At 71.0% G+C, this 16,367-nt stretch carries 15 protein-coding genes and 1 pseudogene; 10 read left to right on the forward strand and 6 right to left on the reverse strand.

Annotation, left to right across the window (positions count from 1 at the left end):
• Positions 1-4: 4 nt before the first annotated feature.
• Positions 5-1,045 carry a C40 family peptidase gene (locus QMK30_RS21725; RefSeq protein ID WP_283519944.1) on the reverse strand — a complete coding sequence of 347 codons (1,041 nt, stop codon included), beginning with the start codon at positions 1,043-1,045 and terminating at the stop codon, positions 5-7.
• Between the two features lie 730 nt (positions 1,046-1,775).
• Between QMK30_RS21725 and QMK30_RS21730 the strand changes: the two genes are divergently transcribed.
• The 3 genes from QMK30_RS21730 to QMK30_RS21740 all read left to right on the forward strand — a co-directional run bounded on the left by QMK30_RS21730 (position 1,776) and on the right by QMK30_RS21740 (position 4,155).
• On the forward strand, positions 1,776-1,925 hold the full coding sequence (locus tag QMK30_RS21730; RefSeq protein WP_283519945.1) for a hypothetical protein: 150 nt from the start codon (positions 1,776-1,778) through the stop codon (positions 1,923-1,925).
• A 383-nt stretch (positions 1,926-2,308) separates the two neighbouring features.
• The gene (locus QMK30_RS21735) at positions 2,309-3,079 is read left to right on the forward strand and encodes an RNA polymerase sigma factor (protein WP_283519976.1); all 771 of its coding nucleotides are present in this window, start codon (positions 2,309-2,311) and stop codon (positions 3,077-3,079) included.
• Positions 3,079-4,155: a hypothetical protein gene (locus QMK30_RS21740; RefSeq protein ID WP_283519946.1), complete on the forward strand. Its 1,077-nt coding sequence runs from the start codon at positions 3,079-3,081 to the stop codon at positions 4,153-4,155. Before QMK30_RS21735 ends, QMK30_RS21740 begins: the two co-directional genes overlap by 1 nt.
• Positions 4,156-4,369: 214 nt before the next feature.
• Here QMK30_RS21740 and QMK30_RS21745 read toward each other — a convergent pair whose 3' ends face one another.
• Positions 4,370-5,425, reverse strand: a complete 1,056-nt coding sequence (locus QMK30_RS21745) for a L,D-transpeptidase family protein (protein WP_283519947.1) — start codon at positions 5,423-5,425, stop codon at positions 4,370-4,372.
• Positions 5,426-5,531: 106 nt separating this feature from the next.
• Here QMK30_RS21745 and QMK30_RS21750 point away from each other — a divergent pair.
• A pseudogene (locus tag QMK30_RS21750) lies at positions 5,532-5,801 on the forward strand (methylmalonyl-CoA mutase family protein); the annotation flags it as partial.
• A gap of 85 nt (positions 5,802-5,886) precedes the next feature.
• On the opposite strand, the gene QMK30_RS21755 reads toward QMK30_RS21750, so the two are convergent.
• Entirely contained in the window at positions 5,887-6,339 is a 453-nt protein-coding gene (locus QMK30_RS21755; RefSeq protein WP_283519948.1) for a winged helix DNA-binding protein, read from the reverse strand.
• Between the two features lie 129 nt (positions 6,340-6,468).
• Positions 6,469-6,651 (reverse strand): hypothetical protein, encoded by a 183-nt coding sequence (locus QMK30_RS21760; protein ID WP_283519949.1) that lies wholly within the window; start codon positions 6,649-6,651, stop codon positions 6,469-6,471.
• Between the two features lie 385 nt (positions 6,652-7,036).
• On the opposite strand from QMK30_RS21760, the gene QMK30_RS21765 reads away from it, so the two are divergent.
• A complete protein-coding gene (locus QMK30_RS21765) occupies positions 7,037-7,387 on the forward strand; it encodes a hypothetical protein (protein WP_283519950.1) in 351 nt (116 codons plus the stop codon).
• A 246-nt stretch (positions 7,388-7,633) separates the two neighbouring features.
• Here the strand turns inward: QMK30_RS21765 and QMK30_RS21770 are convergent, their stop codons facing one another.
• Complete coding sequence (locus QMK30_RS21770) at positions 7,634-9,025, reverse strand: alpha-2,8-polysialyltransferase family protein (protein WP_283519951.1); 1,392 nt, start codon at positions 9,023-9,025, stop codon at positions 7,634-7,636.
• Entirely contained in the window at positions 9,025-10,005 is a 981-nt protein-coding gene (locus QMK30_RS21775) for a glycosyltransferase family 2 protein (protein ID WP_283519952.1), read from the reverse strand. Before QMK30_RS21775 ends, QMK30_RS21770 begins: the two co-directional genes overlap by 1 nt.
• A 187-nt stretch (positions 10,006-10,192) precedes the next feature.
• Here QMK30_RS21775 and QMK30_RS21780 point away from each other — a divergent pair, with 187 nt between their 5' ends.
• From QMK30_RS21780 to QMK30_RS21800, 5 genes are all read left to right on the forward strand, one after another.
• A complete protein-coding gene (locus QMK30_RS21780; protein ID WP_283519953.1) occupies positions 10,193-11,536 on the forward strand; it encodes a DUF6716 putative glycosyltransferase in 1,344 nt (447 codons plus the stop codon).
• Positions 11,533-12,801, forward strand: a complete 1,269-nt coding sequence (locus tag QMK30_RS21785; RefSeq protein WP_283519954.1) for a cytidylyltransferase domain-containing protein — start codon at positions 11,533-11,535, stop codon at positions 12,799-12,801. Before QMK30_RS21780 ends, QMK30_RS21785 begins: the two co-directional genes overlap by 4 nt.
• A gap of 13 nt (positions 12,802-12,814) precedes the next feature.
• Positions 12,815-13,741 (forward strand): N-acetylneuraminate synthase family protein, encoded by a 927-nt coding sequence (locus QMK30_RS21790; protein WP_283519955.1) that lies wholly within the window; start codon positions 12,815-12,817, stop codon positions 13,739-13,741.
• A 22-nt stretch (positions 13,742-13,763) separates the two neighbouring features.
• Complete coding sequence (locus QMK30_RS21795; protein WP_283519956.1) at positions 13,764-14,810, forward strand: hypothetical protein; 1,047 nt, start codon at positions 13,764-13,766, stop codon at positions 14,808-14,810.
• A 136-nt stretch (positions 14,811-14,946) separates the two neighbouring features.
• Positions 14,947-16,230, forward strand: a complete 1,284-nt coding sequence (locus tag QMK30_RS21800; RefSeq protein WP_283519977.1) for an amidohydrolase — start codon at positions 14,947-14,949, stop codon at positions 16,228-16,230.
• Positions 16,231-16,367 lie beyond the last annotated feature (137 nt).

The raw sequence follows: 16,367 nt of genomic DNA on the forward strand, positions 1-16,367 counted from the left end.
TGCGTCAGCTGATGCGTACGCCCCACATGAAGGGCATTCCGCTGCGGGCGATGGACTCGTAGCGCACCTGAGCCCCGGGTTTGGGGGCGTGGAGGATCTGGCCGTTCCCGGCGTAGAAGCCTACGTGGCTCAGGTCGCTGCGCATGATGATGAGGTCTCCGGGTTTGAGCGCGCTCATGGAGCTGATCCGGGTGCCGGCGTTTGCCTGCGCCTGGGAGGTGCGAGGTATGGACACGCCGGCCTGCTGGAACGCCCAGGAGGTCAAGCCGGAGCAGTCGAAGGAGTTCGGCCCGGTTGCTCCCCACACATAGGGCATGCCAACCCTGCCCTTGGCCGCGCTGAAGGCCGAAGCAGCACGCTGCGAAGCACTGCCTTCGTTTCCGAGCTCGACCCGCTCGCTGGCGCGGTTGGCCCGTTCCTCCTTGGCGGCGATCTTCGCCCGCTCCCCGGCCGTCAGCGTGTTCAGCAGCTTTTGCGCCTTCGCCAGCTTGCCGTTGATCTGGTTCTTCCTGCTCCCCAGTTCCTTGCGCGTGTCCTCAAGGTCGCCGAGTTTTTCCGTAGCCTGACTGCGCTGCTGCTGCAGGGCACGCTGCTGCGACAGGAACAGTTTGAGCGCGCCGGCCTGCCGCGCGCTCAGCCGGTCCATGTCCGACGCCTTCTCCAGGTAGCCGTCAGGGTCCGCCGAGAGCAGCAACTGCACCGACGGATCGAGGCCGCCGCTACGGTATTGCCCGGCAGCTATCGAGCCCAGGCGGCCGCGCAGTTTGTTGAGGTCGCCCTGCTTGCGAGCAGCCGTCTCCTGCAGATCGGCCACCTGCTTCTGCAGACCGTCGGCCTTCTCCTTCGCCCCGTTGTACTTCTCTGTGGCTTGCGTCGCCTCTTCGTACAGACGGTCGACCTGCGCTTCGGCGCCCTTTTTGTTGGGGTCGGGCAAGGGGTCGGCCGAAGCCGACTGCGTCGACATGACGACGGCGGCCGCCGCTGTCACCGTAAGGACGGTCGCATAGCTCTGATTCGGCTGCTTAGGACGGCGGTGGGACGCCACTGAGGCGGGCTCCTTCTTGCTCGGCCCGCCTGACCAGCGGGGGCATCACCCCTGCCTGACCCGCGCGAAGCTGGCGGATGCGGCGGCACCCTCGCCTGGCGTCCCGGTTGGGCGGCCGACCGTGCGGAGGTTTGAGACATCACACTAATCTGTTAAGTAGTTTAGTTGCAATGCGCCCCTGCTGTCGTCTGAAGCTCAGCCCCGCCCCCCGTTGCGTGCAGACGCCCGTTGGCGGGAGACGGCCCGTCGCTGCGGGGCGGTCGGCAGGTGGGAAAGTCTCCATGCGTCGCGGAGGTGCAGTCGAGGTGGTCATGCTGCAGAGGCTGGCGATGCCTTGCCGGACGCCAGCGCGATGGCTGGCGCCGTCGCCACCTCCCACGTAGTCGAGATCGCCGCTATGGACGGCCTCCTCCTCGCGCAACTAACGACCTCACCCGCGATTGGCAGTGGGAGAAGGAGCGACGTCTGGGGCCTTCGAATCCAAGGCGGAGGAGGGAGTGATGGCGGAGCCATCGCGACTGACGACAACGCCGGAGGCGGAGGTCCCAGGCGCCGCGACGCCGCTGCCAATCGCGGGTGAGGTCGTAACCCGAGCCGGCCCATCCGGCACCGTGATCTGGGCGGCCGACCGGCACCCCCGCCTCTCAACTCCCGCCGCTACCGTTCAGAATACCCCTGGGGGGTATATGCTTTGCGTGCGGGTCAGCGAATGGCTCCAGGGGATGTGTGAATGGGGATGATTGTCATGGACCACAACGCGCACGACACTGGCTCCGAAGCGCACGGCACCGCCGAGCATCAGGCGGACGGCGGCCATGGGGCACACGCAGGGGGCGGTTACGGGACGATGCTCACCGCGTTCGCCTGCGGCTGCCGGTAGAGGGGGTCCGGAGGCTTGAATCAGAGGCTGTGCTGCGTACTGGCCTGGGAGGATCGGGTGATCGCCAGACGCGTTGGTCACGCGTTGGTCATGTCGAGGACCTGTGAGGCGCGTTTTGCCTGGTCAGAGCGATGAAACGGAGCGACGACCGGGGTCGCCACCCCCCACAGGAGTGACCCCGGCCGCCGTCCGTGCGGACCGTGCGACGGCCCGTACTCCACTCAGCGCCATGGATGCGTTTTCTGTCACACCGCGCTGTGTCAGCGGGTCGTTGCAGGTTGTACAGGTTGCTGGACGGCGCCCTGTCGGACGTCGTAGCGTGCGGGTTCGCGCAGGGCTGCGCGGTGGTGGTGACCAGCGGCGACTGGGGACAGGTTGAGGGTGTGCTGGGGGACGACGCGGAGCTGACCACCGCGGTGCTCGCGGCGCAGGACGGGAACGAAGACGCTTTCCGTGCTGTGTACCGCTCCGTGCACCCGCGGTTGCTCGGTTACATACGCACGCTGGTGGGGGACTCGGAGGCGGAGGACGTCGCCTCGGAGTCCTGGCTCCAGATAGCCCGCGACCTCGAAAGGTTCAGCGGCGACGCCGACCGCTTCAGGGGCTGGGCCGCGCGCATCGCGCGCAACCGCGCGCTCGACCACATCCGGATGCGGGGCAGGCGCCCCGCCGTCGGCGGCGACGAGACCGAGCTGGCCGGTAGGCCGGGCGAGTCGGACACCGCGGGCGAGGCGATGGAAGCGCTCTCCACAGGCCGTACGCTCGCCCTCATCGCCCAGCTTCCGCAGGACCAGGCCGAGGCGGTCGTCCTGCGCGTGGTCGTCGGGCTCGACGCGAAGAGTGCGGCGGAGACCCTGGGCAAGCGCCCCGGCGCGGTACGGACCGCGGCGCACCGCGGGCTGAAGAGGCTGGCCGAACTGCTGGCCGCGGAGCTCCCGCCGGAGACCGTCCCGCCGGGCACGGTCCCGCCGTTCGGCGTCGGTGGCCCTTCACCCGCCGGGAGCGGCGACGGAGCGGGCAGCGGTACCGTGGCGGGCGCGATGGACGAGCGGCCGGAACTGGGCGCCGTACCGTCGCAGCGGGGCCGGATGCAGGGCTGGGTGACGTCTGCCGGTGTGACGCATTCGCGTGTGCGGACGCAGAAGGACATGTGATGGCCGACGAGCGTGACGAGTGGCTCGACGAGGACGCGGCGGAGCGACTGCTGCGCGGCGAGCCGGTCGAGTCTGCCGACGATCACGTACGGGCCAGTGCCGAACGCCTCTCCGCCGCCCTGGACGGGCTGGCCCGCGCGGGCGGCCCGGAGCCAGGCGCCCCCGCCGGACTTCCCGGTGAAGCCGCCGCGCTGGCGGCCTTCCGCAGTGCCCGAGCAGCGTCCCCGGACGCGCTCCCCTCAGTACGTATCGGCGCCGGTCCCACGCGCGCCGCGGTGACCGCCGGCCGCGGGGGACCCGGGCCCGCGCGCGGGGGACGCCCGATACGGTTCGGCCTGGCCGCCGCGCTTGCCGGGGTCGCGCTCGGCGGCGTCGCGGTCGCGGGCGGCACGGGTGTGCTGCCGGCGCCCTTCGGCCTGGGCGCCGATCCGATGCCCGAGTCCTCCGTCTCGGCCGCCTCGACCCCGGATCCGCTCGTCTCCGAGGCGCCCACCGAGGCCCCGGCCGCCCCCGGGTCCGTCCTGCCGTCCACCCGCGCCCCGGACCGCGAGAGCGCCACGCCGGGCCGTGGCCACGGCGACGGAGGCAAGGACGGCACGCACGACCCGGCCCTGCCGCCGGCCGACGACCCGGCCCCTGGCGCCGGTACTCCGGAGCCGGGTCAGGACCCCACCACCGAAGCCCCCCAGGACAACGGCGGCAAGGGTGGCGGCAGCGGAAAGGCCACCTGGCACCGCACGACGGTCCAGGCCTGCCGCGACTACCGCCGCGGCGACCTCGCCGCCGAGCACAAGCGCCGCCTGGACGCGGCGGCCAGGGGATCCCACCGGGTGGCCCGCTTCTGCGACCGGCTGCTGGACGGCTCGGACTCCCGGCCGGGCGACGGCGACCACGGTGGCGATGACGGTGGCGGCGGCGATGACGGCAGCGCGGACGGCGGCGGTGGCAAGGACGCCGGCGGCCAGGGTGCGCCCGGCGCGGGCGGTGGGCCCGTCCCCCGGATCTCCCACTCCCCGCTGCCCCTCCCGGAGCGCGCGGCGCCCTCCGTCGGGTCGGCTGCCCGAAACTCAACCTGACCTGCGTTTCTTCCTTCCTGTCGGCAGGGTGTGACGTTTTTTGGGCTGGTGGCGCAGTAGAGAGTGAGCCGACTGGTCATCGGCCGCGCGACGAGCCGGGGTTCCCCCCGTACCTACGGCTCCGCGCACACGGCGCGGGCGGGAACGTTCCCCCGATCCCGTCCGCGCCCACTTCGTTTCGCCCCCTTCATCACGGCGTTCGCCCGGCCCCGCCTCACCCGTACACGACGACCTTGTCGCCGTTGCGTACCTGGCTGAACAGGCTCGCGATCTTCCCCTGGTCCCGGACATTGATGCAGCCGTGCGAGGCACCGTTGTAGCCGCGGGCCGCGAAATCCGCCGAGTAGTGCACGGCCTGGCCGCCGCTGAAGAACATGGCGTACGGCATGGGGGTGTCGTACAGCGTCGAGACGTGGTCCCGCGACTTCCAGTACACCTTGAACGTCCCCTCACGAGTGGGGGTGTACTGCGACCCGAGCCGCACATCCATCGCGGAGACGACCCGCCCGTCGATCATCCAGGCCAGCGTGCGGCTGTTCTTGCTTATGCACAGGACCCGGCCCTCCACGCAGCGCGGATCGGGCTTCGCGACCGCCTCGGTGGTCGGCGGGCGCAGCTCCGAGCGGGTCGGCTCGTCGGTCAGCGCCAGGAGCCGCTGCCAGGTGACGATGTCCGTGCTGCCCGTACCGGCCAGGCCGCGTCCACCCTGGAAATCGGCGACCGCGGCGGCGGTGACCGTGCCGTAGTAGCCGGTGGGGCTGCGGTCGAAGTGGCCGGTCTGCCGGAGCCTGGCCTGCAGCTCCCGCACCTGGGCGCCCCCGGAGCCGCTCGCCATCAGCGTTCTGGGCCTGGGTACGGCCCTCTTCGACGGCGTGACGGTCGAAGGAGTGGCGGACGGCGGCCTGGCCGGGGACGAGGCAGCCGGTGAGGCCGATCGCGGCGCCGCGGAGGGCGCACTCACGGGCTTGTGCCCCGTAGCGGGCGCCTTCGAGCCCCCTGGTCCGGCCTGCGCCCCGGCGCGCGAGCCGGGGGAAGGGGCGCCCGCCCCCGCGGTCTGCACCGTGCACCCCGTGGTCACTGTCACGGCCACCACCGCGGTTGCGGCGAGGGCCCTACGTATGAGCACCGCCCGATGATCCGACCTGTTCTGGCCTGGCGCCGCCCTTGGCCCTTGCCCCTGCCGACTGTTCCGGCTGTCCTGACCGTTGCGGCTGTGCCGACTGCCCTGGCCGTTCCAGTGGTCCTGGCTGTTCCGGCTGTGCTGGTTCATTTCCGCCCCCGGTGTCTCGTCCGTCCCCAGGGACTATTTCCCGTTCTGCCCGGTCGCGAAAGCCCGCGCATGATGGAAACCCAGGGGCTACCGGGAGGTACAGGAGATGGCGCGTGAGCCGGACGGCGGTCGACTGAACGAGAGCGGCCTGCCCATCGAGCCCGTGTACGGACCGGAAGCGCTGGCGGGTTGGGACCCGGCGGAGAAGTTGGGTGAGCCCGGCGCGTACCCCTTCACGCGGGGCGTGTACCCGTCGATGTACACCGGCCGGCCGTGGACGATGCGCCAGTACGCGGGCTTCGGTACCGCCACTGAGTCCAACGCCCGCTACCGGCAGCTGATCGCCCACGGCACGACGGGCCTGTCCGTCGCCTTCGCTCCGCGTCGCCTCCCTCCTCCGCCTTGGATGCGAAGCCGCATGACGCCGCTCGCTGATCCACGCTCCATTGCCCCCGAGGTCGTCAGTGGTGCCAGGCCTTCGCGCCCACGTTGTGGATCATGCGCTGCAGGACCTTGACCGTACGCACGTACTCCTCGTCCGGGATGCCCGCGTGGATCTCCTCCCGCACCGCCTGCTGGCGTGCGGCGGCCCTGGCCTGGAGTGCGCCGCCCTCGGTGGTGACGCGCAGCAGCGGCCCGTCCTCCTGGACCAGGCCGCGGGAGACGAGGGAGTCGATGTCGCCGTCCAGCGTGGCCCCTTCCTCCAAGTAGCCCTGGAGGAAGGCCGAGAGCTCCTTGCGCGCCTTGCCGTCCGGGTGCTCGGTGAGTTGGCTCAGCACCCACCACTGGGGCTGGTTGAGTCCCAGCACCCCGAGTGCGCCGCGAATGTGGGCGACCACCGCCCGGCCCGCGGTCGGGGCCCAGTAACCGATCGGCTGGCGTGCGAGTCCCGCGTCGTCATGTGTGTATTCCATACGGCGAAGATAGAAGCTCAAGCCCGCTTGAGGTCAAGGCGTCAAGAGGTGGATGCTGACGGCCCACGCCCGCGCCGAGGCCCCCGGCGCGGTCGCGGGCCGTCAGCCCTGAGTGGCGGTCGCGCGCCGTCAGCCCCGAGTGGCATTGCGGGCAATGTCGATGCAGGTCTCGGCGGTGCTGAAATCGAAGCTCAGCACGCTCTTGGTCAGCGCGAAAGCGGTCCCGGTCGCGGTGTCGCCGTAGGCGAAGCTGCCACCCGCGCCGCCCATTCCGAATACTGTCGGGCTGTCCTGCGGGTCGCCGCCCGGCATCCCGACCGCGTACCCGAGGGCCCAGGTCGCGGGGTTGCCGAAGACCGCGTCGATCCCGCTGCCTCAAGCAGGAGGGCATCACCGTGATCGACTACCGGGCGCTCCAAGCGGTCTGGGCCCGGACGAACGTGCCCGGTGAGGCAGCCGATCGCGGGTAGGCGGCCGATCCCAAGTCGACCCACGCGCACGTCGACGAGCGAAACGCGAACCCGGCCGCTACGGGCGGGGTGGTGGTGATGGTGGTGGTGGTGTCGGCCGAACGGGTGAGGCGGGATCGTTTCAGCGCCATTCCTCGCAGAAAGCCGGAATCTTCGAGGCCACGGTGGGGCACTGCACGCTGTGCCCCACCAGCACTGCCAAGTGCCCGAATCGAAGGAATTCCACGATGCGTCTTCGTCACACCCTGGCCGCCGCGGCCGGCGCCGCCCTGCTCCTGGCCGTCTCCGGCTCCGCCTACGCCGCGGAGGGCGCGTTCTCGTACACGTACCTCGCCGATGACGGCTCTGGGCAGACCGGCGTCCTGACGTCCCCCGAGTCCGGGGTGTGCATCACGATTCCGGAGGCGGCCGTGGAGTACACCTCGGCGCCCGCGGAGGCACCCAGGAACCGGACCGATTCCTACGCCATCGCGTTCACCGGTGTGGACTGCTCCGGCGACGACTTCACCATGCGGCCCGGCGGCGGCGCGAGCGAGCGCCTCAAGCTGCGGTCGGTCATCTTCTTCCGACCCCTCTGACCTTTCTGACCCCTCCGCCTCCGCCAGATCGCCGGTCACCGCGTAGAGGGTGGCGACCAGGCGCTTGGCCGTGGCGGCGTAGAACGCGTCGAAGTCTTCGGTCCCTGGTTTCTCGGTCCCTGCCTGCGTCGTTCCACCGTCCCCCGTCCGTCCCTCGTGTGCCCGAGAGCTGCTCCTGTACTGCCTCTGCTCAGTACACGCTCCGGCGGCACCGGATGTTACGAACGACTTCGGAGGGTCACGCGCTCAGCCCAGCGCCACCCGCTTGAGGCGCCGGGCCCGGCGGGCCACCCCCCGCACCGTCGCGTTGCGCGGGATGAAGGCGAACTGGGCCGGGAGCGCGCCAGGCAGCGCGAGCATCGTCAAGCGGCGACGCTTGAAGTAGCGGCGGGTGAGCGGGCCGAGGTGCCGGGTCAGGTAGGCCTCGGCGGCCGACCGCAGGTCCGGGCGGATCTGCGGCTGCATCGCGAATCCGACCGCCCGGAGCAGGCCCGCCAGGTCGGGTACGTCTGCGGCCACATCCACCGGGACATCCACCGGGACATCCGCACGTACATCCCCAGGGACGTGCACAGGGGCGTCGCTTGCGACCGCCCCGCTCTCCAAATCCGGCACCAGCGCGTCGACGATCGTGACAGGGACGCGGTTGCTGTTCTGGTACGGCGCGAGGCGCTCCAGAAGTACATCCGTTCCGGTTCGGGCGACCGGGATCCCGTAGAAAGTGCTCGCCGTCAGCAGCGCCGTGGAGAAGCAGCCGACCACCAGCGCCGGGCGGATCCGCTGGTAGAGCACCTCGGCAAGCAGCGGGCTGTCCAGGACGGTCAGCTCGACGCCGAGTGCTGCCGCCTCCCGCTCCAGCAGGCGTGACCAGCGGGCCGGGGCCGTCGGGTGCGGCTTGAAGACGATGCGTCGGTGGCCGCGGGCGACCGCCCCGCGCAGCATCCGTACATGCAGGTCCTCCTCCTCCTCCGGGGTGAGGATCGAGAGCGCGGACAGGTACTGGCCGAGGAGCAGCGCCGCGTCGGACGGCAGGTCCAGCTCCGGTTCCACGTTGGACACCTCCGCCAGCACCTTCAGGAAGGTGTCCGTCGGGACGAGCTCGGGCCGGACACCGAACTCGCCGAGCAGCAGCGGTTCGAGCCCCGGCACCAGGTCCAGGTGCAGCAGGCGCTGCACGCGCATCCCCACCAGCGGGTCGATCTTGTTGCGGGTCGGGCCGTAGCTCATCAGCCCGTCGGCGTACACATCGATCGGCGCGTCCGTGAACAGCTGGGTCAGCGCCAGTGCCGGATTGACCTGGATGGACTCCACGGCCAGTTCGACCTTGTCCTCGCCCAGGTCCCACAGCAGACGCAGGTGGCGTTGCCACAGGGGGATGTCGTCCGCGCGCGGCGCCCAGCCCCCCGGGTGGAAGGGGGCGATGGTCTCGTTCCAGGACAGCAGCCCGTCGAAGCGGTCACGCAGCCGGTCGAAGCCGGGCATCTCATCGAGCGACGGGGTCGTCTCGGGGGTCGTCGCGTTGTTGCTGACGAGCAGCAGCCTGCGGTCGGCAGGGCCGAAGCAGTCGCTGTCGATCGCGGCGGCGAGAGTCGCGGCGCCGTACAGCGTGGAGGCGAGGAAGATCTGCGTCGTGCCCATCAGGCCGCTGCCCCCGCACCGATCGAGGGACGGCGGCGCAGTCGGCGCAGCCGCACGGAACGCTCCGCGTCCATCGAATCGAGCGCTTCCTTCAGAACGTCCTGCGGCATCCGCCGCAACGCCGCCGCGCTCATCGTCCGCAATTTTCTTGCCACGGCCGGTTCGAACCTTTCGATACTTCCCAAGTGGTGGGAAATGATGGCGCAGTACGTGCGTACGGCTTTCGGGAGAAGCTTGTCCGCGTCCCGGTCCTTCGCCGTTTCTTCGACGACCTGGTCGAAGGCGCGGATGAAATCTAGCTGCCGTACGTCGCCGATCTGGGTCAGCGAAGAGGCGACTCCGCGCCGGTAGAAGATGCCCAGGGTGCTCAGGGTGGCGAAGGATTCCGCCTCCCGGTGCAGCCGCCAGATCCACGGCCGGTCCTCGGCCGTCCGCAGGCCGTCGGTGAAATGCAGCAGCCCCCGGTCGGCGAGCCGCCGGTGGTACATGCCGGCCCACGCGAAGGCGTAGTCCACCGAGGTGGACCGGGTGGCGGGCAGGATCGCCTCGCGCGGCGACATGACGACGCCGCGCCGCCCCTGCGGGACGCGATGCACCGTGCGCGTACGCCCGGTGCACTGCACATGGTCGGTGCGTACGAAGTCGCAGCCCAGCTCCTCCATGGCGGCGAGCAGGCGCGGGTAGTGCCCGGGGGCCAGCCAGTCGTCGCCGTCGAGGAAGGTGAGGTACTCGCCGCTGGCGGCGTCCAGACCGGTGTTGCGGGCGGTGGCCAGACCGCCGTTGCGTTCGTGTCTGATCAGGACCGCCCCCGGAAGCTCCCGCTCCGCGCGCTGCAGGATCTCTGGGGTCCCGTCGGTCGAACAGTCGTCGACGAGAATGAATTCGAAGTCGTCGCGTGCGTTCGCACGGAGACTTCTCAGGGTGTCGGGCGCGTATGTCTGCACGTTGAAAAACGGCACGATGACGGAGAGCTTGACCACCCCCGCGACGGTAGGGCGTACTCCGGCATTCGTTGCGACGCCCGGAAAGATCCTGGGTGAACGACGAATGGCGGAATGGTTAACCGACCTGTTCCCCGGGCCCCGACGCTGATCGTCGATGTGCTGTTAACCCGTTGTTGCGGCTGAGTTGGGCCGTGAATCTCCGGGCGTCCTTAGCTTATTCGTTGTGCCAGCAAGTACCAGCAAACCCCTACGGATCGCCGTGCTCGCCGATTCCGATACGCGATGGAAATGGGGCGCACTCACCGCGCACCGCATCGCACCGGACAGCGAACTCAGCGGATTCCTTCTGCGCGGCCGGGCCACCCCCACTCCCCGCCAACTCGCCGAGGTCGGCGTGCCGGTGGACGGTGTGCGGGAGGTGACGGCCGCCGAATTCCTCGGCGAGATCGAGCACGAGTCGTACGACGTCGTCCTGCTCGCCCTCGTCGGCGGCGCGGTACAGGCCGTACTGCACGGCCTCGCGCCGCTGTGGCCGACCGAGACCAGGCGGCCCGTCGTCGTCACCGGCTATGTCGGTGTCGTCTACGAGAAGCTCGCCGACGGACTGCTGCTGCGCCACGGCGCGGACGTCGTCCTCGCCAACTCGCGCCACGACGCGGAGCGTTTCCGCGCGGTGTACGAAGGGGTGGGCGCCGACGCCTCGTCCGTGACGGAGGCCGCGCTGCCGTTCCTCGGCGGCGCACGCTACGCAGGCACGGCGGCCGGCGGAGACACCGGGACGGGCGCACGCACCGGTTCGGACGCAGGCCCCGCCACGGGCGTGGTCGTCTTCGCCGCCCAGCCCTCCGTACCGCAGTCCCGCGCCGACCGTACGTACCTGCTGCGCCGCCTCGTCCAGCACGCCAGGCTGCACCCCGCACGCGAGGTCGTGCTCAAGCTGCGCAGCAGGCCGGGCGAGCACACCACGCACATCGAGGAGCTGCCCTACCAGCGGCTCGCGGCCCGCATCGAAGGCGGCCCGCCCGCCAACTTCCGCCTCGCGTACGGGCATATGGGGGAGGTGCTCGACCGCACCGACCTGCTGGTGACCGTCAGCTCGACGGCCGCCCTGGAAGCCCTGCACCGGCGCATCCCGACCGCCGTCCTCACCGACCTGGGCGTACGCGAGGCGCTCGGCAACCACCACTTCCTGGGCTCCGGATGTCTGGCCTCCTGGGAGCAGTTGGACGCCGGCCACCGGCCGCGTGCCGACGAGGAGTGGCTCGCCCGGCAGGGAGTGGCCGCGGACGGCTCGTACGAAACGGCCTTCGACGCCGTACGCAAGCGCGTCACGGGCCTCCTCGAACAGCCCGAACTACCGCCGCTGGCCCCCTACTACACCACCGTCACCGCGCCGGGCTACCTCCCCGGCGTCCTCGCCCGCCACCGCCTCGACGGGGTGCGGGAGGTCGAGGTCACGGGCGTGCGCCGCGTCGTGCGCGACGCCGTGCGGGAGGCCGCGCGCGGGGCGTACCGCCACGGGGTGCAGCGCGTGGCACCCGTCATCCGTCGCATGGGAGAACTATGAGCAGCCGGCCGCAGGCCACGCCAACGACCGCACCCCGCACCACGACCGTGCGCCGCGTCCTCGCGGTGATCCCCGCCCGCGGCGGATCCAAGGGCGTACCGGCCAAGAACCTCGCCGCTGTGGGGGGCGCGCCGCTCGTCGCGCGCGCCGTCCGCGCGTGCCTGGGCGCCCGCCAGGTCACGGACGTCGTGGTCTCCACGGACGACGCGGCCATCGCCGCCGCGGCGCGCGGCGCGGGCGCCGAAGCGGTGTTGCGTCCCGCGGACATCGCGGGGGACACCGCGACGAGCGAGGCCGCCGTACTGCACGCCTTGGACGCGCACGAGGCGCTGCACGGCGCGGCGGTGGACGTGGTGCTGCTGGTGCAGTGCACGAGCCCGTTCCTGACCCGCGAGGACATCGAGGGTGTCTGCACGGCCGTCCTGGACGAAGGCGCCGACACGGCGCACACGGTGGCCCCCTTCCACGGCTTCCTCTGGCGCGAGGGCGACCAGCAGGGCGAACAGGCCGCCGACGGCGTCAACCACGACAAGGCCTTCCGGCCCCGCAGGCAGGACCGCCCGCAGGACTTCCTGGAGACCGGCGCCGCGTACGCCATGGACGCAGCCGGATTCCGGCAGGCCGGGCACCGCTTCTTCGGCCGGACCACTCTCGTACGCACCGACCCGGCCCGTGTCCTGGAGATCGACGACCCGCACGACCTGGCACGCGCGCGTGCACTCGCGCCGCTCCTCGACACGGCCACCCCCACACTGCCGACCCGCGAGGACATCGACGCGGTCGTGCTCGACTTCGACGGCACCCAGACCGACGACCGGGTGTTGATCGACTCCGAAGGACGGGAGCTCGTCGCCGTGCACCGCGGCGACGGACTCGGCATCGCGGCCCTGCGCAAGGCGGGGCTCAAGCTGCTGATCCTGTCCACGGAACAGAACGCGGTCGTCGCCGCACGAGGCCACAAGCTGCGCATTCCCGTGCTGCACGGCATCGACCGCAAGGACCTCGCGCTCAAGCAGTGGTGCGAGGAGCAGTCGCTCGCCCCCGAGCGGGTGCTCTACGTCGGCAACGACGTCAACGACCTGCCCTGCTTCGGCCTCGCCGGCTGGCCGGTCGCGGTCGCCGACGCCCACGACACCGTCCGCGGCGCCGCGCGCGCCGTCACGACGATCCCCGGCGGCGAGGGCGCGATCCGTGAGATCGCCACCTGGATCCTCGGGCCTTCCCTCAACACGGATCACCCCATCCCCAGCACCCTCACCAAGTAAGGAACACCCCCACATGAGCTCCAACTCCCGCCTGCGCACCTTCGGTTCCAAGACCGCGGGCCCCGGCCACCCCGTCTACATCACGGGTGAGATCGGCATCAACCACAACGGCGACATCGAGAACGCCTTCGCGCTCATCGACGCCGCCGCCGAGGCCGGCTGCGACGCGGTCAAGTTCCAGAAGCGCACCCCGGAGATCTGCACCCCGCGCGACCAGTGGGACATCGAGCGCGACACCCCGTGGGGCCGCATGACGTACATCGACTACCGCCACCGCGTCGAGTTCGGCGAGGACGAGTACCGCGCCATCGACGAGCACTGCAAGAAGCGCGGCATCGACTGGTTCGCATCGCCGTGGGACACCGAGGCCGTCGCCTTCCTGGAGAAGTTCGACCTGCCGGCCCACAAGGTGGCCTCCGCGTCCCTCACCGACGACGAGCTGCTGCGCGCCCTGCGCGCCACCGGCCGCACCGTCATCCTCTCCACCGGTATGTCCACGCCGCGCCAGATCCGGCACGCCGTCGAGGTCCTGGGCAGCGACAACATCCTGATGTGCCACGCCACGTCGACGTACCCGGCGAAGGCCGAGGAGCTCAACCTGCGCGTCATCAACACCCTCCAGTCCGAGTACCCCAACGTCCCGATCGGCTACAGCGGCCACGAGACGGGCCTGCAGACCACCCTCGCCGCCGTCGCGCTGGGCGCCGCGTTCGTCGAGCGTCACATCACCCTGGACCGCGCCATGTGGGGCTCCGACCAGGCCGCGTCCGTCGAGCCCGGCGGCCTCACCCGCCTCGTCCGTGACATCCGCACCATCGAGGCCTCCCTCGGTGACGGCGTCAAGAAGGTGTACGAGTCGGAGCTCGGCCCGATGAAGAAGCTCCGCCGCGTCGCGGGTGTCGTCGCCGAGGGCGCCGACCGCGAACCCGCAGCGGTCTGACGGAACGGCCGGTCACACCGTCGTGGACGCCGCCCCCGCCCCCGCCACGCTCGCCTTCGTGGAGAGCCCGGTCCAGCTCCTGAACGTTCTGGAGTGGGCCCACACCAAGACGAACGACCTCACCGTCGTCGTCCTGTCACCCACCGACCCCATGACCCGCGGCCAGCTGCGGCGCATGGCGGAGCTCGCCCGCGGCGACGGGATGCGGGTGCGGTGGGAGGAGGCGCGCGGCGGTCCGGGGGCGCCGTTCCAGACCATCGGCGGGCTCGCGCCCGCCCTGCGCCGCGCCGAGCGGATCGTCATCGGCGACCCGTTCTCGCGGTACGTACAGCTTCTGCTGACCATCACCAGCGCCCGTGACCTGGTCGTCGTCGACGACGGCACGGCCACCATGGAGTTCATCTCGCAGCTCGCCCGCGGGGAGCGCCTGGTGCGCTGGCACCGGCGCGGCGGGCGCCCAGGGGCGCGAGACATCGTCTTCGCGCCGGTGTCGGCCGCCGCGCGCCGCCGCCTCACGCCCTCGGCCACCCGCACGGTCGAGGTCTTCACCTCGATGCCCGTCGACACCGCCCCCGGTGTCACGGTCACCGCCAACGACTTCGCCTGGACCCGCGCCCGCTTCGGCCCGCCCCGCATCACCCGCGGCGCCGACCTGGTGGGCACCTCACTGGTCGAGACGGGCGTCGTCGACCCCGACCAGTACGTCGCCGCCGTCATCTCGCTGGCCCGCGCGCACGGCGCGACCCGCTACTTCGCGCACCGCCGCGAGAGCACCGACAAGCTGCACCGCCTCGCCGTGGAGACCGGACTCGAAATCGTCCGCCCCGAACTCCCGCTGGAGCTCATCGCACGCCGAGGGCCCATCGGACGTACGATCCTGAGCTTCCCGTCGACCGTCGTGCATACGCTCCCGCTCGCACTCGCCGGTACGGACGTAAAGGTGGCCGTCTGCGACATCGATCCCGGCTGGCTCACGGCGCATGCGTCACCGCGCGCCCAGGGATTCCTGGCCGGGGTCACCGGCACCGCCCGTGACGTGCAGAGACTCCATTCCCTGCCCGCGACATAGCCACTGTCTCTACCCTCCGCGCCGAGAGGACATGCGCGTCGCGGCCAGTTTTCTTTCCCCTATCGGGCTGAAGTTTTGTTGATCGATGGTTAGTTGGCCATTGAAGAGGCTTACCCTTCGACGGGTGAACCAGTTGATGTCCCGTGAGTCCGATGCCGATCTCCCCGGGGACGCAGAACTGCCCGGCGTGCTGTCCGAGAGCCTGCGCGCCGAACTGATCGCCTTCCGCCGGGACCTGCACATGCACCCCGAGCTGGGCAACCAGGAGTTCCGCACCACCGCCGCGCTCAAGACCCGGCTGGAACAGGCCGGTCTCGCGCCACGCGTGCTCTCCATCGGGACCGGGCTCATCTGTGACATCGGCATCGGCATCGACAGCGACATCCGCACGACCGGCAGTGACGGCGACGACACCGTCGGCGGGACCTGGGACGGCGTACGTCCGATGCTCGCCCTGCGCGCGGACATCGACGCGCTGCCCATCCCGGACACCAAGGTGGGCGTGCCGTACCGCTCGACCGTCCCGGACCGCGCCCACGCCTGCGGCCACGACATCCACACCGCCGTGGTCCTCGGCGCCGGCCTGGTCCTCGCCGACCTGCACCGTCAGGGCCTGCTCCCGTACCCCGTACGGCTGATCTTCCAGCCCGCCGAGGAAGTGCTGCCCGGCGGCGCGTCCGACGCGATCGTCTCCGGCGTCCTGGACGGCGTGGGCCGGATCATCGCGGTGCACTGCGACCCCAAGGTCGACGTGGGCCGCGTCGGCCTGCGCCCCGGCGCGATCACCTCGGCCTGCGACCGCCTGGAAGTCTCGCTGGACGGCCCCGGCGGCCACACCGCGCGCCCGCACCTCACCACCGACCTGGTCACGGCCGCCGCCAGGGTCGCCACCGACGTCCCGGCGCTGATCGCCCGGCGTGTCGACGCGCGCGCGGGGCTCGCGGTGACCTGGGGCCGCATCGAGGCCGGCCACGCGTGCAACGTCATCCCGCAGCGTGCCGAGCTCTCCGGGACCGTCCGCTGCCTGGACCTCAAGGCCTGGCGCGAGGCCCCGGACCTGGTGCACGCCGCGATCGACGAGGTCGCGGCCCTGCACCGGGCCAAGTCGGAGATCAACTACATCCGGGGCGTGCCGCCCGTCGTCAACGACCTCGCCGTCACCGAGCTGCTGGCCTCGGCCATGGCCGCCAGGCGCGGATCGTACGCAATCGAGGACACCGAGCAGAGCCTCGGCGGCGAGGACTTCTCCTGGTACCTGGAGCACGTTCCGGGCGCGATGGCCCGGCTCGGCGTCCGCACACCGGGAGACAGCGCCCGCCATGACCTGCATCGTGGCGATTTCGACGCCGATGAGGGGGCGATCGGGGTCGGAGTGGAGCTCTTCACGGCCGCCGCGCTGCTCGACGGCCACCGCGTGTAACCAGCCACGCCGCCTTCCGTTCACGACGATCCGATAACGGCTTCCGTAGGGGGCTTTATCTGACATCTACGCGCGTTACGATCGCCGCGAAACCAGCGCCGGCAGAGGCGCTTCGGTCATGTTGAAGGAGCCCTCCC

The sequence above is a fragment of the Streptomyces sp. H27-C3 genome (assembly GCF_030063415.1).
In the GTDB taxonomy this organism is placed as follows: domain Bacteria; phylum Actinomycetota; class Actinomycetes; order Streptomycetales; family Streptomycetaceae; genus Streptomyces.